This window comes from Finegoldia sp. BIOML-A2, assembly GCF_009678315.1.
GTDB classification, from domain to species: Bacteria; Bacillota; Clostridia; order Tissierellales; family Peptoniphilaceae; genus Finegoldia; species Finegoldia magna.
Window position 1 is genome coordinate 199773 of sequence record NZ_WKZE01000001.1, and the last position, 25350, is coordinate 225122.

The 25350-nt window shown below is 31.5% G+C and carries 28 protein-coding genes; 16 read left to right on the plus strand and 12 right to left on the minus strand.

The genetic code is table 11. From position 1 onward, the window contains the following. Positions 1-56: 56 nt before the first annotated feature. The 3 genes from GKF99_RS00910 to GKF99_RS00920 are packed head-to-tail and all read left to right on the plus strand — an operon-like array spanning position 57 to position 1943. Positions 57-413: a GntR family transcriptional regulator gene (locus GKF99_RS00910; protein ID WP_154272386.1), complete on the plus strand. Its 357-nt coding sequence runs from the start codon at positions 57-59 to the stop codon at positions 411-413. After that, the gene (locus GKF99_RS00915) at positions 410-1114 is read left to right on the plus strand and encodes an ABC transporter ATP-binding protein (protein ID WP_154272389.1); all 705 of its coding nucleotides are present in this window, start codon (positions 410-412) and stop codon (positions 1112-1114) included. The genes GKF99_RS00910 and GKF99_RS00915 overlap by 4 nt, the downstream gene beginning before the upstream one ends. After that, positions 1107-1943 (plus strand): antibiotic ABC transporter permease, encoded by an 837-nt coding sequence (locus GKF99_RS00920; RefSeq protein WP_154272390.1) that lies wholly within the window; start codon positions 1107-1109, stop codon positions 1941-1943. The genes GKF99_RS00915 and GKF99_RS00920 overlap by 8 nt, the downstream gene beginning before the upstream one ends. A 30-nt stretch (positions 1944-1973) precedes the next feature. Here the strand turns inward: GKF99_RS00920 and GKF99_RS00925 are convergent, their stop codons facing one another. The 5 genes from GKF99_RS00925 to pfkB form a co-directional block, all read right to left on the minus strand. After that, positions 1974-2525, minus strand: coding sequence for a chromate transporter (locus GKF99_RS00925; protein ID WP_094202872.1), 552 nt, complete (start codon positions 2523-2525; stop codon positions 1974-1976). Next, entirely contained in the window at positions 2512-3075 is a 564-nt protein-coding gene (locus tag GKF99_RS00930; RefSeq protein ID WP_242428110.1) for a chromate transporter, read from the minus strand. The genes GKF99_RS00925 and GKF99_RS00930 overlap by 14 nt, the downstream gene beginning before the upstream one ends. Before the next feature lie 91 nt (positions 3076-3166). Then, positions 3167-4033 carry a class II fructose-1,6-bisphosphate aldolase gene (gene fba, locus GKF99_RS00935; RefSeq protein WP_002835224.1) on the minus strand — a complete coding sequence of 289 codons (867 nt, stop codon included), beginning with the start codon at positions 4031-4033 and terminating at the stop codon, positions 3167-3169. A gap of 52 nt (positions 4034-4085) precedes the next feature. Then, a complete protein-coding gene (locus tag GKF99_RS00940; protein ID WP_154272392.1) occupies positions 4086-5957 on the minus strand; it encodes a fructose-specific PTS transporter subunit EIIC in 1872 nt (623 codons plus the stop codon). Continuing rightward, positions 5947-6870 (minus strand): 1-phosphofructokinase, encoded by a 924-nt coding sequence (gene pfkB / locus GKF99_RS00945; protein WP_154272394.1) that lies wholly within the window; start codon positions 6868-6870, stop codon positions 5947-5949. Before pfkB ends, GKF99_RS00940 begins: the two co-directional genes overlap by 11 nt. Before the next feature lie 70 nt (positions 6871-6940). Between pfkB and GKF99_RS00950 the strand changes: the two genes are divergently transcribed. Next, positions 6941-7579: a Maf family nucleotide pyrophosphatase gene (locus GKF99_RS00950; RefSeq protein ID WP_154272395.1), complete on the plus strand. Its 639-nt coding sequence runs from the start codon at positions 6941-6943 to the stop codon at positions 7577-7579. Here the strand turns inward: GKF99_RS00950 and GKF99_RS00955 are convergent. Then, positions 7576-8685 carry a hypothetical protein gene (locus GKF99_RS00955; RefSeq protein WP_154272396.1) on the minus strand — a complete coding sequence of 370 codons (1110 nt, stop codon included), beginning with the start codon at positions 8683-8685 and terminating at the stop codon, positions 7576-7578. The genes GKF99_RS00950 and GKF99_RS00955 overlap by 4 nt on opposite strands. Positions 8686-8746: 61 nt before the next feature. Between GKF99_RS00955 and GKF99_RS00960 the strand changes: the two genes are divergently transcribed. Further along, positions 8747-9184 (plus strand): DUF523 domain-containing protein, encoded by a 438-nt coding sequence (locus GKF99_RS00960; protein ID WP_154272397.1) that lies wholly within the window; start codon positions 8747-8749, stop codon positions 9182-9184. 216 nt (positions 9185-9400) lie between these two features. On the opposite strand, the gene GKF99_RS00965 is transcribed toward GKF99_RS00960, so the two are convergent. The 4 genes from GKF99_RS00965 to GKF99_RS00980 are packed head-to-tail and all read right to left on the minus strand — an operon-like array spanning position 9401 to position 13236. Beyond that, positions 9401-10942, minus strand: coding sequence for an ABC transporter ATP-binding protein/permease (locus tag GKF99_RS00965; protein WP_154272398.1), 1542 nt, complete (start codon positions 10940-10942; stop codon positions 9401-9403). Positions 10943-10988: 46 nt separating this feature from the next. Next, positions 10989-11852 (minus strand): lipoyl synthase, encoded by an 864-nt coding sequence (gene lipA, locus GKF99_RS00970; protein ID WP_154272399.1) that lies wholly within the window; start codon positions 11850-11852, stop codon positions 10989-10991. Beyond that, positions 11845-12807 (minus strand): lipoate--protein ligase, encoded by a 963-nt coding sequence (locus GKF99_RS00975; RefSeq protein WP_154272400.1) that lies wholly within the window; start codon positions 12805-12807, stop codon positions 11845-11847. The genes lipA and GKF99_RS00975 overlap by 8 nt, the downstream gene beginning before the upstream one ends. A 9-nt stretch (positions 12808-12816) precedes the next feature. After that, positions 12817-13236 (minus strand): PPC domain-containing DNA-binding protein, encoded by a 420-nt coding sequence (locus tag GKF99_RS00980; protein ID WP_002835234.1) that lies wholly within the window; start codon positions 13234-13236, stop codon positions 12817-12819. A gap of 145 nt (positions 13237-13381) precedes the next feature. Here GKF99_RS00980 and GKF99_RS00985 point away from each other — a divergent pair, with 145 nt between their 5' ends. The 9 genes from GKF99_RS00985 (at position 13382) to GKF99_RS01025 (ending at position 20828) form a co-directional block, all read left to right on the plus strand. Then, positions 13382-13852 (plus strand): acyl-CoA thioesterase, encoded by a 471-nt coding sequence (locus tag GKF99_RS00985; protein ID WP_154272401.1) that lies wholly within the window; start codon positions 13382-13384, stop codon positions 13850-13852. Continuing rightward, positions 13849-16095 (plus strand): ATP-dependent DNA helicase, encoded by a 2247-nt coding sequence (locus GKF99_RS00990; RefSeq protein WP_154272402.1) that lies wholly within the window; start codon positions 13849-13851, stop codon positions 16093-16095. The genes GKF99_RS00985 and GKF99_RS00990 overlap by 4 nt, the downstream gene beginning before the upstream one ends. Before the next feature lie 78 nt (positions 16096-16173). Next, positions 16174-16434, plus strand: a complete 261-nt coding sequence (locus GKF99_RS00995; protein WP_002835237.1) for a hypothetical protein — start codon at positions 16174-16176, stop codon at positions 16432-16434. After that, entirely contained in the window at positions 16434-17762 is a 1329-nt protein-coding gene (gene rlmD / locus GKF99_RS01000) for a 23S rRNA (uracil(1939)-C(5))-methyltransferase RlmD (protein WP_154272403.1), read from the plus strand. Before GKF99_RS00995 ends, rlmD begins: the two co-directional genes overlap by 1 nt. A 238-nt stretch (positions 17763-18000) precedes the next feature. Then, on the plus strand, positions 18001-18462 hold the full coding sequence (locus GKF99_RS01005; RefSeq protein WP_154272404.1) for a flavodoxin: 462 nt from the start codon (positions 18001-18003) through the stop codon (positions 18460-18462). 133 nt (positions 18463-18595) lie between these two features. Next, positions 18596-18817, plus strand: coding sequence for an AraC family transcriptional regulator (locus GKF99_RS01010; protein WP_241673544.1), 222 nt, complete (start codon positions 18596-18598; stop codon positions 18815-18817). 327 nt (positions 18818-19144) lie between these two features. Continuing rightward, positions 19145-19675: a GNAT family N-acetyltransferase gene (locus GKF99_RS01015; protein ID WP_154272405.1), complete on the plus strand. Its 531-nt coding sequence runs from the start codon at positions 19145-19147 to the stop codon at positions 19673-19675. A gap of 75 nt (positions 19676-19750) precedes the next feature. Beyond that, entirely contained in the window at positions 19751-20191 is a 441-nt protein-coding gene (locus tag GKF99_RS01020) for a GNAT family N-acetyltransferase (RefSeq protein ID WP_154272406.1), read from the plus strand. Positions 20192-20420: 229 nt separating this feature from the next. Next, on the plus strand, positions 20421-20828 hold the full coding sequence (locus tag GKF99_RS01025; protein ID WP_154272407.1) for a nuclear transport factor 2 family protein: 408 nt from the start codon (positions 20421-20423) through the stop codon (positions 20826-20828). 46 nt (positions 20829-20874) lie between these two features. Here the strand turns inward: GKF99_RS01025 and GKF99_RS01030 are convergent, their stop codons facing one another. Then, positions 20875-23115: an ABC transporter permease gene (locus tag GKF99_RS01030; protein WP_154272408.1), complete on the minus strand. Its 2241-nt coding sequence runs from the start codon at positions 23113-23115 to the stop codon at positions 20875-20877. Continuing rightward, entirely contained in the window at positions 23115-23810 is a 696-nt protein-coding gene (locus GKF99_RS01035; RefSeq protein ID WP_154272409.1) for an ABC transporter ATP-binding protein, read from the minus strand. The genes GKF99_RS01030 and GKF99_RS01035 overlap by 1 nt, the downstream gene beginning before the upstream one ends. A gap of 223 nt (positions 23811-24033) precedes the next feature. Between GKF99_RS01035 and GKF99_RS01040 the strand changes: the two genes are divergently transcribed. Then, positions 24034-24900 carry a hypothetical protein gene (locus GKF99_RS01040; protein ID WP_154272410.1) on the plus strand — a complete coding sequence of 289 codons (867 nt, stop codon included), beginning with the start codon at positions 24034-24036 and terminating at the stop codon, positions 24898-24900. Between the two features lie 26 nt (positions 24901-24926). Further along, positions 24927-25343: a hypothetical protein gene (locus GKF99_RS01045; RefSeq protein WP_154272411.1), complete on the plus strand. Its 417-nt coding sequence runs from the start codon at positions 24927-24929 to the stop codon at positions 25341-25343. The last annotated feature ends 7 nt before the right edge of the window (positions 25344-25350 follow it).

Genomic DNA, 25350 nt, shown 5'->3' on the forward strand with positions numbered 1-25350 from the left:
ACTTTTTTATTGTAACGGTGTATTATTGTTATAGAACAGATGAGAAAGGAGATAATATGCAATTTGATGATAATAAGCCTATCTACATTCAAATCGTAGATTATTTTAAATACAAAATAATTAGGCAAGAATTAAAGTCTTCTGATAAAATTCCTTCTGTCAGAGAAACTGCGAAAGAATTGAATGTAAATCCAAACACAGTTCAACGTGCTTATGCAGAGTTGGAAAGCTATGGAATTACTATGAGTAAACGAGGACTTGGTTCATTTGTCGATGTCGACGAAGATAAATTAAAAGCTTTGAAAAATGATATGGCACAACAATTGATAGATGATTTCTTAAACGAAATGTATCAAATGAATATGCCAAAAGAAAAATTAATGGAACTTATAGATGAAAGGTGGAAAAAATGAGTTTACTCGAAATAAAAAATTTGTCGAAAAAATACGGCAACAAACAAGCACTTAAAGATGTATCATTTACAGCCGAAAAAGGAGAAGTCATCGGACTTCTAGGTCCTAATGGTTCTGGCAAGACAACTTTAATCAAAATTTTAGCTGGAATAATAAAAAAATACGAAGGCGAAGTTAAAATCGATTCACAAAATGTTAATTACAAAACAAAAGAATTCGTAAGTTATTTGCCGGATCGTTTTTTCCTAGACCCTAACCTTACAATCGCTCAAACTCAAGCATTGTTCGAAGATTTTTATTCCGATTTTGACGGAGAAAAATTCACTAGTTTTATTGAACAAATGAGTTTGGACAAGAAAATGAGAATTAGCAATCTATCAAAAGGTATGACTGAAAAATTGAACTTGGCACTTGTGTTATCACGTCACGCTAAGCTTTTCATTATTGATGAGCCAATAGCAGGAGTTGACCCTGTAGCTCGTGAACAAATTTTGGATGCAATCATTGATAATATCGATCCTGATTCTACTCTTGTTATTACCACTCACTTGGTTAGAGATATAGAAAGAATTTTCGACAGAGTAATCATGCTCAACAAAGGTTCTGTGAAATTAAATGATAGCGTAGAAAATTTGAGATCAACTTACAACAAAGGCATTGAAGATGTGTACAAACAAATTTTTGGAGGTCACCATGCTTAAACTTTTAAAACACGATTTAAAAAACAACTTTAAACTATGTTTGATATCATTACTTGTAGGATTGTTGGGAAACAGCTTTTTATATGCATTATTTAAAAATTCAATAATCGTAAACACTCAAAGTATGGGATTTGTCGAAATGCTTTTCTTGATTTTATGTATACTTGCAGTTTTTGGAAGTTTCTTGGCATTGACTGTACAAATAGTTATGGTTTTCAGACGCGATTACTATTCCGACAGAGGATATTTGATGTTCACACTTCCTGTTAAAAGCAACGACATTTTAATGAGTAAATTATTGTTCGCTCTTATTTGGACAGTAATATTTGCAATAGCATTTTCTTTAATAAACTTTTTGGGAATGTATTTTGTTGGTGAATCGAAATTCTTAGAAATGATTAAATTGGCATTTAATAATCCGTACTTTACGATTTCTCCATTTACATTCATCATTTTGACTGTAAACTTTATTATAAGTACATTCATCAGTTACATTGTAATGTATTTCTCAATAGTTGCTACGAAATCATTGTTCCCATCAAACAAAACAGGTTACTCATGGATTATAATTATGATTGTGATTAACGTGGTTATATCCCTAATCGACCAAGAAATATTCACAAGATTCCCTTATCTAATCTCATATGTAGGTGAAGGAATCGTAAATGCCAGCGAATTAATAACGCTAAAAAATTCAGATACAATTACAATGAGTACGTTCACAAAATTGATGGGAATTCCTATCACAAGCTCTATTATTTGGATATTGACAGGACTTGGCTTATACCAAGCGTCAATAAAAATGATGGACAACTCAATAGATATTTAAACGACAAAAAGCCTCATGAAGAGGCTTTTTTTAAATTACAAATTGATATATTAGTCCTATCGTTGCGCACACGCCGATTATCTTAATGATAGAAACTTTTTTATAATACATTACAAATCCTACAAAAAATGAAATTACAGCTACAACGTTTATGTTTGTCGTATTAAATGTGCCGTTAAACACTGCCGATTCGAACAAATCGATAAATGCAATGAATATCAGTGCTGCAACTGCAGGTTTAATTCCTTTTAATATATAATCCAAAAACTTTAATTCTTTTCCCGAAAAAATCAGCTTAGATAACGGAAGTAGAATTATCAAAGCTGGAAAAACCAATCCAGTTGTAGCAACAACAGCGCCCAACACAGAATATATTTTCATTCCAACAAATGTCGCGGAATTTATCGCTATTGGTCCTGGCGTCATTTGCGAAATCGTAAGTACGTCTGTCAGTTCTCTGAGACTGATCCATTGATTTTCATTTACAACAAAATTCGTGATTAGCGGAAGTGTTGCATATCCTCCACCAAAAGCAAATAATCCAACTTTAAAAAACACCCAGAATAATTTAATCAAAATCATATTTGCCACCTACAATCTTTGAATACATTACTCCGATACAAGCGCAAGCAAGTAAAATTATCGCAACGTTTATATTAAATACAAATCCCATTACAAATGCTAAAATCATTATTCCAATTCCAAGTGCTCTGTCTTTTTTCAAATTTGATTTTGCCAAATCAACAACAGTTAAAAGTAATATCGCACTGATTGCTCCACTCATACTAATGAGCATCATATTGATAAATGGATTATCGTGAATTTTGTTGTAAATCAAACTTACAATCGAAATAATAACCAAGCACGGAAGAGTCGCAGCCAATACACTTGCGATTGCTCCTTTCGTTTTGTTAATCCTGTATCCCAATAAAATTGATGTGTTGATAGCCATCGCTCCTGGACAACTTTGTGCCAAGGCGATTATTTTCATCATTTCGTCGTCGTCAATTATTTTTTTGTTCTTAACAAACTCATCTCTAATTATAGGAACTATTGTATATCCTCCACCAAACGTCACGGCATTAATTTTCAGAAGAGTTTTAAATAAATCTATGTTTTTCAAAATTATCACCTAGATAATATTATCCTATACAATAAAATTTTTTTCAAATCAAAAAACCGAATCTAAATTAATAGACTCGGTTTGAATTCTGATTTTAAAATTAGTTTGCTTTGTCGATTGATCCAAAAATTTCCATTTTTTCTTTAACTTTTGCTTTGATTGCTTCATAGCCTGGTTTCAAAACTTTTCTTGGGTCAAATCCTTTCTTCTCTTTGTCTTTATTTTCTTCAAAATATTTTCTAGTTTCTTCTGTAAATACGATTTGACATTCAGTGTTTACATTGATTTTGGATACTCCTAGGCTGATTGCTTCTTTTATCATATCAGTTGGAATTCCTGTTCCACCATGAAGAACTAGAGGCATTTCACCGATTTCTCCTTTGATTTCTCCAAGAGCATTGAAGTCTAATCCTTTCCAGTTTTCAGGATAAACTCCATGGATATTACCAATTCCTGCTGCCAAGAAATCTATTCCCAATTCAGAAATTCTCTTGCATTCGTTTTTGTCGGCGATTTCTCCTTGACCGATCACTCCGTCTTCTTCGCCACCGATAGCTCCAACTTCTGCTTCAACGCTGATTCCTTTTGAGTGAGCAAGTTCAACTATTTCTTTTGTTTTTTCTATATTTTCATCAATTGGATATTTAGAACCATCAAACATTACTGACGTAAATCCTGCTTCGATACATTTTTTTGCACCTTCGAATGATCCGTGGTCTAAGTGGATTGCTACAGGAACTGTTATATTTAATTCTTCAATCATTCCTTTAACCATTCCTACAACTGTTTTGTATCCGCCCATATATTTTCCAGCGCCTTCGCTAACTCCCAAAATTACTGGTGAGTTGTTTTCTTGTGCTGTTTCCAAAATAGCTTTAGTCCATTCTAAGTTGTTGATATTGAAATGACCTACTGCGTATTTTCCTTTTAATGCATCTTTTAACATTTTGTCTGCTGCTACTAACATAATTTCCTCCTTGAAAATTTGAAAATTTGTAAATTACAATATTATTATAACATTATTCTGCTTTTTGTTTCCACAATCCATAAATGATTGCTGAAACCAATGATCCCACTGCTACGGATAATACGAAGAACAACGCTTTGTCTACAGATTCCATAGCTGGTAAAATGAAAACTCCTCCATGTGGTGCAGGTGATTTTACTCCAAATGCTTGTGTAAGTCCGCCTGCAATCGCACTACCTATTACAGATGATACAATCACTCTCAATGGGTCTTTTGCTGCAAAAGGAATCGCTCCTTCTGTGATAAATGATGCACCCAAAATATAGTTAGTGACTGCTGATTTCTTTTCTTTTTCGTCAAATTTATTTTTAAATAAACTAGATGCTATAGCTATTGCAAGTGGCGCAACCATTCCTCCAGCCATTGTAGCTGCCATAAAAGCACCATTACCAGTATCTGTAAATACTCCTATTGAGAAAGTGTAACTTGCTTTGTTAACAGGACCTCCCATGTCCACACTCATCATCGCTCCAAGCAATGCTCCAAGTAAAATTGAGTTTGTAGTTCCCATATTTGCCAAAAATCCATTGATTGCTTTGTTAATTGTAGTAAACACTGGAGATATTACGAAAATCATGCCCAAAGATGTTAATAACAATCCTAATACTGGGAAGATTAACATTGGTTTAGTTCCTTCAAGTGATTTTGGAAGATTTCTAGTAATTTTCTTCAAAAATAAAATAACATAACCTGCTAAGAAACCACCTAACAGTCCTCCCAAAAATCCTGCACCTTGACCTGCAATGAAACCAGCAACCATACCAGGCATTAACGCCGGTCTATCTCCAATACTCATGGCAATGTATCCTGCCAAAATCGGAATCAAAAATCCAAATGCAGCTTGGCCACCTACGGAGAATAAATTATAAATTGGTGAAGTGTCTGAGAAAAATCTTTCAACCAAGAATGACAACGCCAATAAAATTCCGCCGCCAACTACAAATGGTAACATGTGGCTTACGCCATTCATAATATCTTGGTATAATTTTGATTTCCAATTTGTCGTTTCTTCTTCAACTTCTTTTGACTCCGATTCATCTGCATGATAAATCTTCGCTTTGCCGTCTACTATTTTTTGAATCAAATCTTTTGGATTTCTAATCGCATCGGAAACCGGACATTCAATTACATTTTTGCCATTAAAACGTGCAGTTTCTACTTTTCTATCCGCAGCGATTATAATTCCCGTAGATTTTTCGATATCATCAGCGTTTAATTTGTTCTTAACACCATCAGATCCGTTTGTTTCTACCTTGATGTCAACTCCCATTTTAGCCGCTTGTTCCTTCAAAGCTTCTTCTGCCATATAAGTGTGTGCAATTCCTGTTGGACATGCGGTTACAGCTAAGACGAATGGCTTTTCTGTATAAATCGAGCTGGTTTCTACTGGTGCTACTTTCGGCTCAGATTCTTCTGCATAATCGTCAATAGTTTTGTAAACATCTTCTGGAGTTTCGCTAGATTTTAATCTATCGATAAATCCTTCTTTTAATAAAAGCTTGGACAGTTTCGCCAAAGTTTCAATGTGCATTTGGTTTTGTCCTTCAGTTGCAGCAATCATGAAAAATATATAAGTATCTTCTCCATCTAATGCTTCATAATCCACGCCAGTTGTACTTCTTGCAAATACAATCGCAGGTTTATTCACTGCCGATGTTTTCGCATGAGGCATAGCAACTCCTTCTCCAAGTCCTGTCGAAGATTCCAACTCTCTTTTCATAATTTCAGATCTAAATTTTAGTACATCATTAATAACATTGTTTTCGTACAATTTTTCAATCATCTCATCTATAACATCTTTTTTTGTGGTAGATTTAAGATTCATAATCATTAGATCTTTTGAAAGCAAATCTTTAATTTCCATTATTTTCCCCCATATTTATTATTTTTAATTTGCCAAAAATTTCATTTATTTGATCCTTTTCTCCCATATCATACGAGAAAACAGTCGCAGTCGCACTTGCTACTGCCATTTTGAACATATCTTCTTCACTCATTTCATTCATATAAGCGTAGATAAATCCTGCAACCATACTATCTCCAGCGCCAACGCTGTTGATAACTTCGCCCTTTACAATTGGAATGTAAAATGAATTATTTGCACTCACAAAAATCGCACCGTCGCTTCCCAAAGAACATATCACATGCTCTGCTTTTGGAATCATAGTCGATTTTATATACGAAATTATTTCTTCTTTTGAATTAAACTTGTCTCCATAAATTTCTTCTAATTCTGCTTGGTTGGGTTTTAAGAGCAAAGGGTGATAATCCAAGCTTTTCAATAACACATCACCAGTTGTATCCAATGTGAATCTGGTATTTGGAGATAATTTTTTTATCATCTCAATATAAATATCCTTGTCCATATTCGCTGCCACAGATCCGGAAAAAGATACTATTCCACCATCAATTCCAGAAAGTTTTTCGTAGAAGTCTTCTAATTCTTCTTGAGAAATATCTGGCCCTGGTGCGTTAACTTCTGTTTCAGAATCCATTTTTAATTTTACATTAATTCTGTTGTTTCCATTAATTTTTGTAAAATCGTGGAGAATTTCCATCTCATCTAATAATTTTTTGATGTAATCCCCTGTAAATCCTCCCAAAAAACCAATATTTTGGGTTTTTACATCCAAATTATGTAGCAATTTGCTAACCATAATTCCTTTTCCACCAGCATAAAGCTCCGTCACTTTTGCTCTATTTGTTTCTCCATTTCGAAAATCATCCAATCGCATTATGTAATCAATCGAAGGATTTAATGTCACTGTATATATCATATAATCACCATACTATATATACCCATTTGACACATTAATAAAAAGATAAGACAATATATTTGGTGATAAAATGAAATACGTAAAAAATGTTACAAAAATTGGGAAATTAGACGAATTTACTCATGTAATTTTGGTTAGCAAATCTCCAAGAAGAAACGAATTATTGAAAAATATTTGTGAATTTGAAAGCACATCTACAGATATTGATGAGAGAAAAATAGAAAAACTAGCTTATGAAAAATACAAAGACCGTGAAACTATAGAAAAACTTGCACTTATTTGCTGTGAAATATCCAAAGCAAAAATTCTTCCGTTAGAATTAAAAGAAGACACACTCTACATTTCATCTGACACAATCGTAATCAACGACGGGAAAATTTTGAACAAACCAAAAAATTATGATGAAGCGTTGGATATGCTAACCTCCTATCTGGGAAAAGTTCACAAAGTTGTGACGTCTGTCTGCCTAAAATCAAAAAATTACGAAGAAATATTCTACACTTTCAGTAACGTTAAATTTTCACAAAAAACAGATAAAAATATCGAATTAATCAAAGAATACATCGACGAAGGAACCGTATACGACAAAGCTGGCGCGTACGGAATTCAAGATTTAAATCCAGTTCTTATAGATTATATCGAAGGTGATTTGAACACAATTATAGGGCTTCCTGTCAGTGAAATTAACAAAAGACTCAACCAAGATTAATCTTCTAGGTTGAGTCTTTCTTCCCATATATTTCTCTGTTCAACTATGAAACTTCTCATATCGTCATCAAATTTAATCTTTTCAATTAATTCATCAAATGTTTCCCTGTCCAAAATATCGAATCTTTTATATTCTCTAAAACGTTTCAATATATGTATTATTACAGCTTTTTCTTCTAAATCCTCATAATAAACCCCATAGCTCTTTTTTGTTCTTGAAAATAAATAAATATTAACATAATCCGTTAATTCTTTGTGTCGCATCAATGTTCCTGGAATTAATTTACAATGCATCTCTTTTCTTAGCTTATTTCTATTACTATTTTTAGATTTTATATCCATCTTAAATTCTTCAATCGATTTTATTGATTCACTTGTGGCTTGATTAATAATATTCTCATACATATCAGAATTTAATTTTTCAAAGCTAGATACATCTACATAGTAACTTTTATTATATGCATATACTTTCTTTCTATAATCTGTATTTTTTGATTTATCTGAATACAATGAATGTGCATAGACATCATCCTTAAAACTGGAGTATATGTAAAATACATTATCTCCATCAGCCACAATATCGCCTTTATCAAGATTGAATTTTCTGTTCATCCTCATTGCTTTTAAAGCGTTATTTTTGCGTATAGTCAATATTTTTTCTAACCTATCTAGATCAGAATCATTAGGTCTTTGGAAAAACCAGCCTATATTTCTTATTTCAATATGCTTTACTTTTGATAAATTATAATATGAATTAGTCCAAGAATCTAACTTCGTGCCACGAATATAACAATCTTCATTTATGGATTTATAGATACCAAAATATTTATAATTAGTTAAGCATTTTGGTCTAACATGGCTTGATGGATATCCCAGCAAATAATTTTCTCTTTTCTCTACAATAATATAAGGTCTTTGTTCGTGTCCAGGTTTAACATCGTACAAATCTGAATCATTCATTGGCATTTCACAAAAAATCACATCGCCGACTTTAGCATTATCGAAAATCTCTTTTTGCTCTTTTGTATAATTGTTCCCACTTTTTATTATCTGAACAAATCTATTGCATTTCCTTTTTATAACATATTTAAACTTATTAATATTCATATCATGCTCCTTCATACATTATAACAAAAATCAATGATATAATTAAATTGGAGGTTATATTATGCAAAATGTTTTAATTAGCGCTTGTTTATTGGGAATTGATTGCAAATACAATGGTTCCAATAACAAATTAGACGATGAAATTATTCATTCTCTCAAAGACAAATACAATTTAATTCCAGTGTGCCCCGAAATTATGGGAGGATTACCAACTCCAAGAAATCCTGTTGAGATTAAGGATGGAAAAGTTTTTGATTATGATGGAGAAGAATTCACAGAAGAATTTAAAAAAGGAAGCGAAGAAGTCGTTAAACTTGCGAAATTATACAATCCTACAATTGCAATTTTGAAAGAAAATTCTCCATCTTGTGGATCGAATTACATTTACGATGGAACTTTCAATCATCAAAAAATAAAAGGCATGGGAATTGCTGCACGAAAACTGTCAGAAGAATATATTAGATTATTCAACGAAGAAAATATAAAAATATTACTGTAAAATATAAAAATATTACTATTTGTTTGATTTTTTTAATTTGATAACCATTTTTAGTTGACAAATTGAAAAACCGTAGTATAATGATAATAGATATCAATTTATATCAAACAAACCCCTTGTAAGATAAAATTGTACTTAAGAATCACGGCTCCCCCTAAAGCCGTGATTTTTTTATTGCAATTAAAAATCCACCACAAAAATGTGATGGATTTACAATTATTCTTGAACTAACAAATAATCACTGTCGATATTTTTAACATACAACACTTCGTCGAATTTTTCCTTGATAAATGGATTAACGTCCTTAGCACAGTAGATTGATCCATTGAACCTCAAGATGAAATCTTCTAGCAAAATATTACCAGTATTTTCGTCCAAATTTTCAAACAAATTAACTACCATGTTAAATTGAGAATTTTGATTGATTATTCTCTTGTATCTGATCAAGTTCTTATCTCTATCACTATATTCAGAATATCTTTGTTTTGAAGTCAATTCTTCATCGAATATTTTTAGCAATGGTGGGATTTTCTTATCCGCAAAAGAATTAAATAATGTAACATTATTTCTAAAATCAGTATCGAAGATGTAACTTTCATCGTAAGTTACTAGCAGGTTTGATGACAAATCAAACTCTTCTAATGGCTCATTATTTACCAAAATCATTCCACTTTGCGGAGACAATGTCTGAATGAATGATTTGGCTAGTAAGTTTACAACTTCTTCATTATCACAAATAATTAAGTATTTTTTGTCAGTATAAAATGTGTAGTTGATCTTAACTTTAACATTTGAAGAATACAATTTCACATCTCTGAACTCAATGTCTTTTATGTGTTCTACAATTTTATCTGATTTTTCTTGATTCCCAAAAATTTCTTCCATTTCGAAAACTTTTTGCTCAGATTGCACAATCATAGATCGTTCTTTTACGATTTTTTTAATGATATGATGAAGCAACATAATGGAACTTATAAGAATGATAACTTCACCGGTGCTGATTTGTGGCTGCTTAATAATATAAATCAAACTAATTATAAAATATACTCCGATGAATAATAATTTCAGATTGTATTTTGTGAGCTCTTCCTTGTCAAGTTCCGTCACTTTTTCTGATATGTCTTCTATTAATTTACTGTGAACAACTTCAAGTGCTTTGTTTGCCTTTGAGTTGATAACTTTCTTGGAGTTTAGCATATCATCTAGAAAATACACGTATCTTTTTCTCAAATTCGAAGTATTTGTTTTCTTTTCTAAAATTGATTTGTCGATTCTCACATTAATTAAACTGAAAATCAAAACTCCAACAGTTATAATTGACACCGGAATAAATGACACACAATATCCTGCTGTTATAAAAACTACAGCCAATAAAATCACATCAGATATTAGTTCCAATGTCGGAATAATGTAATATTCTTTTAAGTAAAGCGATGTCGATGTTATGTCGTTCGAAAAAGTTTTTTCTTTTTGTTGTATTTCGTAAAAGTTTTGTGAGATAACATTGTGAAACAAATCTTGTTTAAACCCTTCTACAAAAGAAAGTCCCATGTTGTAAATCGTCCTGTCCTTGAGATAATTTATTCCAGCGAACAAAATCAATGATGCACTAATTACAATAAGTGAGAAGGTCTTATTTTGGACTTCAAATAATCTTTTAGTAAATACTATAGCCACCGACATGAAACACGACAACAAAATCGTCAGTAAAATTTGCACCAGCAAATTGATTTTTTCTCTAAAAATATACTTGTTCATACTTTCCCTCTTATAATACAAAATAGAGCTTTCGCCCTATTTTGCATTACTCATTTTCTTTTTTCTCCAATGATTTAAATACATTTCCTGCATTGTAGGAACTTCTTACGAATGGGCCACTTTCAACATGCTTAATTCCGATTGATTCTCCGTATTTTTTGTATTCTTCGAATTCTTCGGGAGTAACATATCTGTCCAACTCTGCATGTTCTAATGTAGGCATCAAATATTGTCCAATAGTAACTATATCTACTTTTAATTCGTTCAACTTATCTAACATTTGATGAACTTCTTCATTAGTTTCTCCAAGTCCAACCATAAATCCAGATTTAGTTACAAGTCCTTTTTCTTTTGCATATCTTAAAACTTCAAAAGAATTGTCCAAGTTACCTTGTGGTCTCATTTCTTTGAAGATAGAACGAACTGTTTCAACGTTGTGATTTAATACATCTGGTCTTTCATCAAAAACAATATCTAACAATTCATGCTTTGCGTGCATATCAGGAATCAAAACTTCAACCAATGTTCCTTCGTTGTGTTTTCTAATTTCCTTGATAACATTTTTGAATTGAGTTGCGCCTTCATCTTTTAAATCGTCTCTGTCAACTGAAGTAATAACAGCGTATTTCAACCCTAATTGTTTCACAACTTTTGCAACATTTTCAGGTTCCTTTTCGTCAACTTCTCTTCCTCTTCCAGTAGTTACGTTGCAATATCTACAGTTTCTAGTACAAATATCTCCTAAAATCATAAATGTAGCTGTACGTGATTCGTAGCATTTCATTCTGTTAGGACAATTTGCTTCCTTGCAAACTGTGTTCAATTCAAAACCATCTACTAAACTTTCTACTTCGTGAAGGTTTTGGCTACCTTCGATTTTTATTCTCATCCATTTTGGTTTTCTAATCAAATATATCACCTAAAAACACTTTCTCGTCCATTCCAACAATGTATTCCCCGATATTAACATCCTTCAAAACATTGTGGAAACCATCTATTGTCATAGCCTTTCCAACAAACATATCGCAAAATTCTGAAATATCTTTGTTTGAAAAGAAATCTCCTTCTATTTTGAAACTATCAATCAAATTATCCTTGATATTATAGCTGTATTCCACAACTCCAAATTTGTGTTTTCTTTGATAATTTGCAGTAGTTTCTCCTTTTGAGTAAATAAATTCTTCATTTTTAAATAAATCGATGTATTTATTCACTTCTTCTTTTTCAGAATCGTTAAGCACGTATTCTTCTAAGTTATTATCTTCAATGATACCGTTTTTAATTTTATTGAAAAACTCATCGTATTCCATATCAATCATATCATTAATAGTCGTAATTCTGGATTCTACAGATTTGATGGCTTTTCCTTCGAATTTTATTTTTTGAGGAGTAAGTGAATGCATCATCTTTTCAACTCCAATATCGAAAAGAATTGTACCATGATGAACAACCATGCTGTTTTTCATATATTGTGCGTTGCCACTTATTTTCTTACCATCAATCAAAATATCATTTCTACCGCTGAATTCTGGATTAAGTCCCATTTTTTTCATTTGATTGATTATCATATTAGCGAAATGTTTGAAGTCATTTGCGTAGTTTTGACTTTCAATAAAAGTGTATTGCATATTTTTTTCATCAGTATATATGCAACCACCGCCAGATAACCTACGAACGAGATTAATTCCATTTTCTTCAGTGTATTTCAAGTTAACTTCTCTGTAAATATTTTGATTCTTACCTAGTAAGATTGAATCCTTATTTCTCCACAAAATAAAAACTGGAATGTTATGCTTTGCGAAAAAATATTCAACCGCAAAATTGTAATACGGATCTACGCTGTCATTATTAAAATAATATTTCATTTATCTCCTTTAAATATCGTATAAATTTAAACCTGTTTCAGAATCTTTGAATCTATCAACTTTTTCGTCTATTTTATTAATTATGATTTCACAAGTTGCTGATATGATAGCCTCGTTCAAATGTCCGCCGTGAACATTCAAATTCTCATCTGCAAATGTAATATGCATGTGCAAATAAGGTTTGTCATTCATAGTAGAGATATTTCCAAGGATGCTCGTGATTTCCATTTCACCTGTGAAATTTTTCTTAGTGTATTCTTGTTTTTCGACACTATATAATCCCACAGTTATATTATCACTGGCACCAATACCAGAAATAGAACCATTTTTTAGTTGAAGTTTTTCAACTAATTCGAATAATTTTTCTACAACGTCTTCGCCCTTTTCAATTCGGACTAAAACATTATCATAATATTCTCTATATTTCAAATCATTAACCTCCTGTAAAGTTCATACAATCTAATTATACATTTAATTTCTTTTTGTTTCAATTTTAAAAACTTGCGATTGATTTCATTTTTCCGAAAATAAAATTTTATACTATAATAGAAGTAAGAATTAAAAGGTGGAAAATATGAAAACAAAACAAGATACAAAAACAATTGTAAAATTCAGAGCAAATGGAGATATGGGAAATTTTTACGGACTTCTCCACGGAGGAGAATTATTCAAAATGATGGACACAATCGCAGGTGTGTGCACGAGAAGATTTTGTTCCAATAAAACATTGACCAAAGCTGTAAATAATTTGACATTTAATGCTCCAACAAAATTAGGTGAAATCATAAAAATCACAGCAATTATAGATTACGTTGGCAAAACAAGCATGGAATGTTTCGTTCGTGCAAAAGTCGAAGGCACAGATATCATAAAAGCTTCGGGATATTTCACAATGGTAAGTGTGAATGAAGACGGCGAATCGGAAATTGTAAATGAAACAATAGAATATGTAACAGGTGAGGATAAAATGTATCGCGATTTGGCGATTGAAAGAAGGAAAATTTACAAGGAAGTAAATTTGCTTCAACAAAATTATAAACTATGAAAAAAGAAATCAAACTTTCTGTCAGAGATTTGGTTGAATACACTGAACGAAGCGGCGATATAGACGATAGATTCAGAAATGTGTTCGACAGAGCAAAAGAAGGCCAGAAAATCCACAAAATGATTCAAAAAGAATACGATATTGGATTTTTGCCGGAAGTTATTCTCAAAAACACTACCCTCTATAAATCGGTAAATTACATCGTGGAAGGTAGAGCTGACGGAATAGGAATTAAAAATGGCAAAACTTTAATAGATGAAATAAAATCGACTACGCGTGATTTGGAAGAATTGGAATACAATTCCAACAAATATCACTGGGCACAAGTAAAATGCTACGGGTATTTTTATGCTTTGGACAACGACTTGGAAGATATTGATTTGCAGCTAACTTATTATCAAACTGATACCAAGAAAATAAAATTTATCAGGCAAAATTTCACTTTTGAAGAATTAAAAGAATTTTATTTTTCATTGTTAGAAAAATATTCCGTGTTCACAGAATTAATCACACAGCACATAAAGAATCGTGACGAATCCATTCAGAATTTGTCGTTTCCATATCCTGCATTTAGATCTGGTCAGAAGTATTTGAGCCAAAACGTGTATTCTGCAACCAAACAGGGTGTAGATTTGATGGTGGAAGCTGCAACAGGAATTGGCAAGACTATCTCCACGCTTTTTCCTTCAATTAAAGCTATGGGAGAAGATTTGACGGACAAGATTTTTTATTTGACTGCTAAGTCTACGCTAAAAAAAGCTTGTAACGACCAGTTGTATTTAATGAAGCAAAAAGGTCTGATAATAAAATCAGTCGAGATAATCGCAAAGAACAAGGTCTGTATCAATAATGAAGTCAAATGCAATCCAAATGATTGTGAATTTGCAAAAGGTCACTACGACAGGGTGAACAAATGCATTCTCGATATGCTTGAAAACGAAGATATTATAGTGGAAGAAATCATCAAAAAATATGCATTCAAATACAGAGTTTGTCCGTTGGAATTGGAGCTGGATTTGTCCAATTTCTGTGACATTGTGATTTGTGATTACAATTACGTTTTTGATCCGGTAGTATATCTAAAAAGATTTTTCGAAGTTCCATATTTGAGAATGTCGCTTTTGGTTGATGAGGCTCATAATTTGGTGAGTCGAGGACGTGATATGTATTCGTATTCATTGAGTTTCAACCAACTTATGGACTGTTGTGATGAACTTTTAGATGATAAGAAAGAGCTCAAAATCAAACGCAACTTGAAGAAACTCGCGAAACAAATCAAAGATGAAGCATTCGCAAAGCCAGTCAACACATACAAAGATTTGTCAGTAGATTTGATTGATTATTGTGTACGTTGCAAAGAATCCATGACGAAATTCTTGGTAGAAGAAAAGGACAAACCATACTACGACAAAGTATTGGATGTGTATTTTGAAATCAATAAATTTTTGAAAATTTCTGATTTTTACGATGATTCTTTCGTCACTTTGATAAAATCAGAAAACGATGATGTTATTTATAACATTATGTGCTTGAACACTCACAATATTTTTAAAAATCTTTTAAAAAAATGTAAATCCAACGTATTTTTCTCAGCGACACTGTCTCCTATGACCTACTTTGCAGATGTATTGGGCTTGGAAAAATTCTACAACATAAGATTGGAATCCCCATTCCCAAAAGAGAATTTGAAAGTAAATCACATCAACATTTCAACTAGATTCAAAGACCGCGAAGATACGAAATATAAAATCGCAGAAATTCTTCGAAAAATCAACGAAAAGCCTGGAAACAAACTCATATTCTTCCCTTCTTATTCGTATTTGGAATCAGTGTATGAGATTTGTGATTTCGATATTTTAACGCAAGAAAGAACGCTAACTGATATGGAAAGATTGGAATTCTTGTCCCAATTTACAACAAGTTCAAACATAATGGCGTTTTGTGTATTAGGTGGAGTGTTCAGCGAAGGCGTTGATTTGAGCGGCGACAGATTGAATACTGTAGGGATAATTTCCGTCGGACTTCCCGGAATTAGCGTAGAAAATGATTTGATTAAAAAATATTTTGACGAAAATGGAAAAAACGGATTCGATTACGCTTATGTGTATCCAGGAATGAACAAGGTACACCAAGCTGGTGGAAGACTTATTAGAACAGACACCGATACTGGAGAATTATTTTTGATTGACGATAGGTTTGATTCATATCCTTACAAATCACTTCTTCCGAATAGCTGGAAATAATTTTTCTGAGAAAAGTACAACACAATATGGTAAAATTAATTTAATCCCAATGGGAAATTTTAAAATGAAGGTGAAATTATGTCAGAACAAATAGAATTTAGATTTGATACACAATTATTAATAGCAGGAGAAAACTTATCAAGCGATACAATTAGTGAATATATTACAGAACATTTTAAAGGCGATTGCCTTTTGGTTGTAGGTGGCGATGATTTGATTAAAATTCATTTCCATACTAATGAACCTTGGCAAGTATTGGAATACGGCCAATCAATCGGAGATATTCACGATATCGTCGTAGAAAATATGCAAAGACAAGCAGACGGTCTACAAGGATAATGAAAAAAATTTTAGAGGCAAAAGTAGAATACAATGTATTTCCCAACAAGGGAATTTGCAAAATAGACGATAATTTGTATTCTATAAAAAACACAATTCAAGGACAAACAATCTCTTTTCAACGAAAAAGAAAGAAAAAGGGATTTATTGAGGGAAAACTTGTTGAAAGACTAGAAAACTCCCCTCTTGAAACTATTGAAGGTTGTCCTGTAAATGAAAGATGCGGCGGTTGTATTTATCAAAAATTAGAGTATGATGTGGAGTGCGATTTGAAGAAAAAAACGCTCACAGAATTATACAAAGATATTTACGATGAGGATATCACGTTTCACCCATCGCCTATTTTAAAAGGCTACAGAAACAAAATGGAATACACTTTTGGAGATAGTGTCAAAGGTGGTCCGCTTGTTTTAGGACTTCACACTAAAAACAAATTCTACGAAATAACAGACACCGTAGATTGCAATATCATTGATGAAGGCTTTAACAAAATCAGACAAGCTGTTCAAGAATATTTTCGAGACAAAAATTACGAATTTTTCAAAAAAATAAAACACACTGGACTTTTGAGGCACTTCATAATCAGAAAAAGCTTCAGTGATGATGAGTACATGATTAATTTGGTAACGACAAGTGATGATTTTGATGTGAATGATTTCGTTGAATTTGCAAAACAAATCGACAACAGAATCGTGTCTATTTATCACACAATTAACGATAATATTTCAGATGCAGTAATAGTCGACAAATTAGAATTGTTGTACGGCAAAGAATATTTGACAGAAAAAATAAATGGCTTGGAATTTAGAATTTCTCCATTTTCATTCTTTCAGCCAAATCCCGCACAAGCAGAACAAATTTATAGCAGAGCATTGGAATTGGCCGGAGATTTGTCAGGAAAAAACGTCTACGATTTGTACTGTGGAACAGGAACCATCGCACAAATTTTTGCAAAAAAAGCTGAAAGCGTAATCGGAGTCGAAATAGTTGCTGAAGCAGTCGAAAAAGCACAAGAAAACGCAAAATTAAACGGATTGACTAACACAGAGTTCATCTGCGACGATTGTTTGAATTTTATGGAAAAAGTTGAGAAAAAAGACGTAGTCGTCCTCGACCCACCAAGAGATGGAATTCACCCAAAAGCAATCGATCGATTAATCGACATCAATCCCGATAAATTCATCTACATCTCATGCAATCCGATAACTCAAAGAATGGATTTGGACAAATTTATCGAAAAAGGATATAAAATCAAGTCATTGGAGTTTTTCGATCAGTTTCCAAGAACTTATCATGTGGAGAGTGTAGTATTGATGTCAAGAAAATAAGATAAGATGTTATAAGACTGTTGAAATCAATGACTTTTAGGATCTTTAAGAAAATCTTAAAAGCCATTTTTCTATTTGAAAAATACCTTGTGGGAACATTTCAAGTGTAGATTATTGCAGGGTGTGTAGACACTATGTATATTTTAGGGGGAGTGAACAGGATAGATAATATCAGGCTACTTATCATATAATAAAAATGATATAACAGTAATTAGGTTGAATTAAGGAGGTAATTATAATGAGTCCTTTAGTTGTATATTATTCATATTCAGGAATAACAAGAAGATTAGCAGAAGATATTGCGTTGATTACTGATGGAGATTTGAGAGAGCTGAAGCCACAAAAGCCTTATTCATTCTCATATAATACAGCTGTAAAAGAAGTGAGAGAAGAAATTGAAAAAGGATATTGCCCACCTCTTATTCAAGGGGCAGAAACTATTGAAAATGTGGAGGTGATTTTTATTGGTTCTCCTAATTGGCTTAAAACTTTTGCCCCACCCGTGCTATCGTTTTTAAGAACGGTTGATTTAAGTGGAAAGACAATTATTCCGTTTTGCACGCATGGCGGAGGTGGTTTTGGGAGAATGATTGAAGATTACAAAAAGGAATGTAAGAATTCAATTATTAAAGATGGAATAGCGTTAAAAGGAGATTACAGTTTTGATGAACTAAAAACATGGTTAGATAGTAATTTATGAATCCCAGTTTATTAAGTTTAGCAAAGTATAAGTTTATAAGAGATAAAACCTATAAAACTTGTACAGATATTTTAGGGTAGGAAAAGAAATCTTCCTCTATGCTAAAATTAACCGAAAGAAAGGGAGAATCGAAATGAATATTATCAAGTTGTTTAACAATACGATTGATTATCTTGAAACAGTTCTTGATGATGAAATTGACGAAAAGAAAGTAGCACAGCTATCCGGATATTCGTATTCGATGTTTAGTCGCTTGTTTTCTATTCTGACCGAAACAACGCTTTCAGAATATTTAAGAAGCAGAAGATTAACAGAAGCTGCCGTTATCTTAAGAATTCCGATAACTAAAGATTAAAAAATCCCAGTCTGTCTATCTGAAACCTTTTAACGATAGTTTCTACCTATCGTTAAAAGGTTCATTGATAAGTTTTCACATACGAACAGGTCAACAAGACATACTTAGTGTTCACTCGTTTCACTGCGAAGCTGTTGTGTTGTTGGAGAAGAATTAGAAAAATCTGAGTGCTTGAAATAAGTAAATCCTTGATTTTTGGGATTTATTATTAAAAGGTTAGTATTTTGAAATTAGTGGTCAGAAATTTCTTTCAAATACTTGTTTGTAGCTATATTTTGGATATTGAGTAGGTTGTGTGCATGGTATGGATGGAATTAAGGAAAATATATGAAACTAAAATTAATTAAACTAACTAAAGAGTATGAATTAAAGCTTGGTGAGATGATCGATGAATGGAAGATTGACCAAGAAATGAATAACACAAACACTTCTCCGTGGTCAATATTTAAAAATGATTACCATGATTTTGACTATTATCTAAATAACTTAGAAATAAAATCTAAAACTGAAAATAAAGTTCCAGATTCAGTTTTCTTCCTTTTAGATGAAGAAAGAGATAGGCTTTTAGGAGCTGTAAATATTCGCCACTATTTAAATGAGTCACTTTTGAAAGAAGTTGGACATATTGGAGATGGAATAAGACCCAGTGAGAGAAAAAAAGGCTATGCCACAGAAATGGTAAGACTAGCTTTGATAGAGTGTAAAAAATTGGGAATTGAAAGAGTACTCATGATTTGTGATAAAGAAAATATCGGATCAGCTAAGTCTATTATTAAAAATGGTGGAGTTCTTGAAAATGAGTTTGTAAACTCAGATGGTAATACTATCCAAAGATATTGGATTAATATAACTGATTGAAGATAAGATAAATTGTAGATTTAATCAAATTGTGATAAATCATAAAATTCGATATTAAATTAAAGGAAAAATAACATGAACACAATTACCGTAAATGAAAACATCAACCTTATTCCCTATTTTGAAAATTACGATAGTACTTTGAAATGGTACGAAGATAAGGATGTGTGCAAACAAGTCGACAACATTGATTTCGTATATGATGTTGATAGGCTTCAAAAAATGTACAATTATTTGAATACTCATGGAAATTTGTACTACATTGAATACAAAAATGAATTAGTTGGAGATATTTCCTTGACTGATGACAATGAAATAACGATAGTTGTGTGCAAAGAATTTCAAAACAAACATATCGGACGAAGTTGTGTCAAAAAGATTTTGGAATTAGCAAAAGAAAATGGATTAAAATCTGTCACTGCAAATATCTATGCTTTTAACCACCAAAGCAGAAAAATGTTTGAAGCTGTAGGTTTTAAGCAAATCGATGAAGAAATATTTGAATACAAATTTTAAGCGACTAATCAGCCGCTTTTTTTGTTGCAAAAATTTACTAAACTATTATAAAACTTTTTAACTCATTATTAAATTGATATTTTTAATGCAACATCGTAATATACAATATCGTAATATGCAATATCGTAATATTGCATTGTATGATATTGTATTCTTGATTTAATTACCGTAATTTATTTGATTTGTGGTATCATTAATGTATAATAGAAAACTTTTAATGGAGATTGTGATGAATAATAGAGAATCAATTATAAAATTGTGGTTTAAAATGTGGCTGGAGCAAAAAGACTTTGGAATAGATAACATTTTCGCTGATAATGTTGTCTACACAGAATGTTGGGGTCCAAGGTACTCAGATAAAAAAACTATAAAGTTATGGTTTGATGAATGGAATACTCGAGTGAAGGTTCTAAAATGGGATATTTTACAAATATTTCATCATGAAAACCAATCAGTCGTTCAGTGGATTTTTGAATGTAAAATGAGTAATGGTGACTTTTCAAGCTTTGAAGGAATTTCGCTTATTTTATGGAATGATTCAGACAAAATTATTGAACTAAAAGAATTTCAATGTGATATCAACAATTACAATCCTTATGAAAATGGAAAAACACCTAAATTCAGGAATGATTTCTAATAGACATAAAAATCACCCCAAAGTTTTGTAGACTTTGGGGTTTCGTTTATCCATTTATGTTTTTCAATTCTTTTACCATATCTAATTTTGATATTTTTATTTTTTGCAATACTTGAATAGTCGCGAAAATTATTACGCTGTACAAAACAGATTTCAAATACATTTCAATTGGAATATCTGCAATTATATACGCGTCAAACTTCGACATTGAAATCAGAATAATGAATTTAATTATTTTATCAATCAAAGGAATCATAATTAATTGCAACACTACAAGAATTACAAATATTGCGTTCACGTAAATGCTAGTGATTTCAGTGTCACTATATCCAAAAATTTTGAGATAAGATATATTAAGTTTTGATTTGTCGATGATAATATTAGAAATGATGATTGTCATTACTAGATAAAATCCAACTCCAATATACAACAACATATCAAAAACTACTCCAAAGCCATCCAAAAAATGCTCCATAAACTTGGTCATTTCACCTTTATTTATTTCTGTTAATAAATTGGAATTAGAAATATCTAGTTTGTTATCTGATTGATATGCATTAAAATATTCGTTATTCTTTCCTATTAAACTGTTCAAATTTTCTCTTTTGGTAAATATTTGGTATAAATTATTACCAGGATCTTCTCCTTTTATCTCTAATTCTAGGATTTTGTTGTCGTATGGCTCCGTAATTTTGATTGTGTCGTGTATTTTGTAAGAAAATCTTTCTAAAAATCCTTTTGAAACTATTACCTCATCTGTTTTTAATTCGTGCAATTTGTTTATTTTGTACTGTGAATTATTGTCTAATCCATAAATCTGAACTTTCTTGTTGCCTTTGTTAGCTAACTCAACATTCAAAATTGTGGATTTGTCAGCTTGAACATTTGGTTGTTCCGTTCTAATGAAATATGTGTAATTGTATTTCATGGTATCTTTCAAGTTTTGAGAATATGTTTCGAAAATTGGTTTAACGGACAATCCAAATATTAATACTATATTTGCCAAGAAAACTCCGAAAATCAATGCTACAAGGTTGAATTTATTATCCAAAAGCACTCTTGTTTTGAATTTGTTCATTAAATCGAATTTGGTTAATTTCAGCCTAGATTTTCTGGCTTCTTTTTTGAAATTTCCCCTCAAAAATTCTAATGGAGTCGCTCTTAATTTGAACGATATCACTAAGAAATTAATTATAATGTAAATCGCCAACGGAACTATACAAGTAATCAAAAATGACCTCATGCTAATTACTGGTTTAAACTTTGGCAAATCAAAGCTTTGGTAATAAAGTGCAACGTATCTTTTGTATGCATAAGAATACGACACAATATTTCCTATAATTGCTGCAAATAATGTCATAATCACTGGCGTTATCATGTAATTTTTCAACAATTCTGTTTTGGTGTATCCAGAAGCTAGTAGTGTTCCAATTACGGATGATTCTTTTTCCATCAAACTTTTAACTTGAACCGCACTTACAAAAGCAAGTGCTACGAATAAGATTATCATAAAAGTTGTCATTGTTGGAACGTCTCCGTCCATATCATCAATTAAGTAAGTTATACAGTGATTATCGAATCGAGTAACTGCATCGATAACTGTATTTTCAGTCATAGCAATCTTCACTAAATCTTTTAGTTTGTCTGATGCTTCTGTTTTCGACAAAGTATCTCTTGTATGATAAGAGTAAGTATATTTGATTGGCACATTTTTGAATAATTTAAATCCATCTTCATTAAACAGACATGTTCCGTAATATCCAGTGTCCATCACAAGATCATCTCTGTTTCTAAGAATTGATGAGTAGTCAGGAAGAGAAATAACACCTGTAACTTTGAACTTATTGTTATTCAAATTTATCCAATCTTGTACTTTGATATTGTTAGCTCGTGCATAATTTCCAGAAATTGCAACCTCGTCATTCTTATTTGCAAGTCTTCCTTCTAAAATTTGTGCAATATTTATCTCTTTTCGATTGACAAAAGCTTTGAGTTTTTTGTCGCCGATATGTGAAATCTCGATATTAAAATTTTCATATATATCTACTTTTTCTTTTTCAAGTTTGGTCTTTAATTTCTTGGATATTGGATAAATTGTTGTAAATTGTCCATCTTCCACTTTTCCTTTGTTAATTTGCTCATAGTAAAGTGCTTTCGCTGAATCTTGTGAAGTAAAAAATGATGACGCAAACACCACCACAAAAACCATCGCCAAAATAATCGGCAAGAATTTCCCAGGATTTTTAACTATTTGTCTTCCTATCCTTTTGTTAATTGGATTTTTCATTACCAACTCACCTCGTCTGCCGAGATTTTTTCTGTATTATTTACGATAGTTTTGATAGATCCATTGTGAATGGATAGTATAACATCGCACATTTTGGAAATTTGTGTGTTGTGCGTGGCGATAATTACAGTTGATCCATAAAGCTTGTTTAATTTCTCGATCAATATTAAAACGTCTTTTGCACTTTCGTAATCCAACGCTCCAGTTGGTTCATCGCAGATCAATAATTTTGGTCTTTTTATTATCGCTCTTCCAATCGATGTTCTTTGAGCTTGACCTCCTGATATTTCGTTAGGATATTTGTACATGTGCTCTCTTAACCCCAAATCATCGATAAGTCCCTCAATATCTATCGGATTCTCAGATAAATATTTTCCAACTTCAATATTTTCCAAAACATTTAAATTGCTAACCAAATTATAAAACTGGAATACAAATCCAACATAATTTCTCCTGTACTTTTCAAGCTGCTTTTTATTGATAGAGTCAAGTTTATTGTCGAAGACATCTACAATTCCTTCATCTATTGTTTCAATTCCTCCCAATATATTTAATAAAGTTGACTTGCCTGAACCAGAAGGTCCCAAAACGCACACTATTTGTCCATCATTTATTTCCAAATCAATTCCTTTAAGTACTTCTAACGAATCTTCACCAGAGCTATAACTTTTATGCAAATTATTAACTTTTATCATTGTGCCCCTCCTATCAATAATGATTATCTTTATTGATATTATATCACTTTTGCAGTTTATTGGACTAAAAAAAATTTATAAAATTATCACTCATATCAAAAATACTTTTTGAAATTTTTGATTTTGCTGTTTTATAATAATTATTTTCATGTGCTTCGTTATTAAATTTCTGATTTATGGTATTATTATTGTATGACAGAAATCTTTTAAGGGAAAATAATATATGTTAATAGAAGCAACTTTACAAGATATAGAAAATTATTTGGACTTTTCATATAATTTATCAAAAGATTTGACAACTTCAGCATTTCCAACTTATTTGGATGGTATCAAGACTAAAAATGATTTTTACAAATCAGCATATTCATCATTTTCAAAATCAAATTCAAAAATACTCTTATTTATAAATAATGATGAAGTGTTAGGTTGGATTGATTATTATTGGATTGAACAAGACCATTATTTAGGCTTTAATGTATTTAATATTCAAAATAATCAACAAGAAGCTATTGAAGAATTTATTGAATATTCAAAATCCAGATATCCAAACTATACTATTTATTTTGGTTTTCCTTCAGATAATACAATAAGTATTGAGTATTTAAAAAGTATAGATTCTGAAAAAATTGACGAAAGCTACGTATACACTTTAAGTTTTGAAAAATATTCTCCTTTAGAATGTGATGGAGACATAGTTAGTGTTAATATTGAGAATTGGAATGATTTTCGAGATTTACATGATAAAACAAGTGATATTTACTGGAATTCCGATAGGCTTTTCAACGCTTTAAATTCAAAGTCAAATAAGAAATGGAATATTTTTTTATATTACGAAAAAAATATTTTAAAAGGATGTATTTATTTTGTGTACACTCCTTTACTTATGGAAGTTTTCGGGATTGATTATAAGGATGATTTTGACGAAAATATAATGCGAAATTTATTGATTAAATGCTTGAATATATCAAAGTTAGATAATCAAAAACATACTACGTTTTTTGTTGAAGAAAAGGAAAGAAAAATAGTTGAAAGTGTGGGTTTTAATTTCATAACGAAGTATGAATTATATACTATTAGTTTAACCAATTAAATGTATAATTTTTAAGGAGGGTTTTTATGCTTGAGTTTTTGAAAAAGGGAGTTTTTAGTGGAACTGATGAGTTTTTAGAGCAAAATAGTAAATTGATTTTGAAAACTTCAGAAAAAACATTCGACTCTCCCCTATTCGATATAGTTTTAGATGAGATAGACAAGATTTCAGAAGATGCGCTTAGAAATTATAAGGAAGTAAGATCTGGTAAGAAGACTTACTTTTTCTCTTTGGAATTTGTGGGTAAAAGTTTCATTCAAGCGACTTTTATTCCTGATGCTTACGAATGTTTCTATCATATTGAATATATGAAGGATATTGCTGATAGCTTGGTGAAGTGTGTCGATGATGTGAGTGTCGAAGACACAAAGGATTTGTTCAAGGACTTTTATAATGAAAAGCCTTTAAGTGATGATTTTGATTGGGAAGATATGAATATTTAAGGAGGTT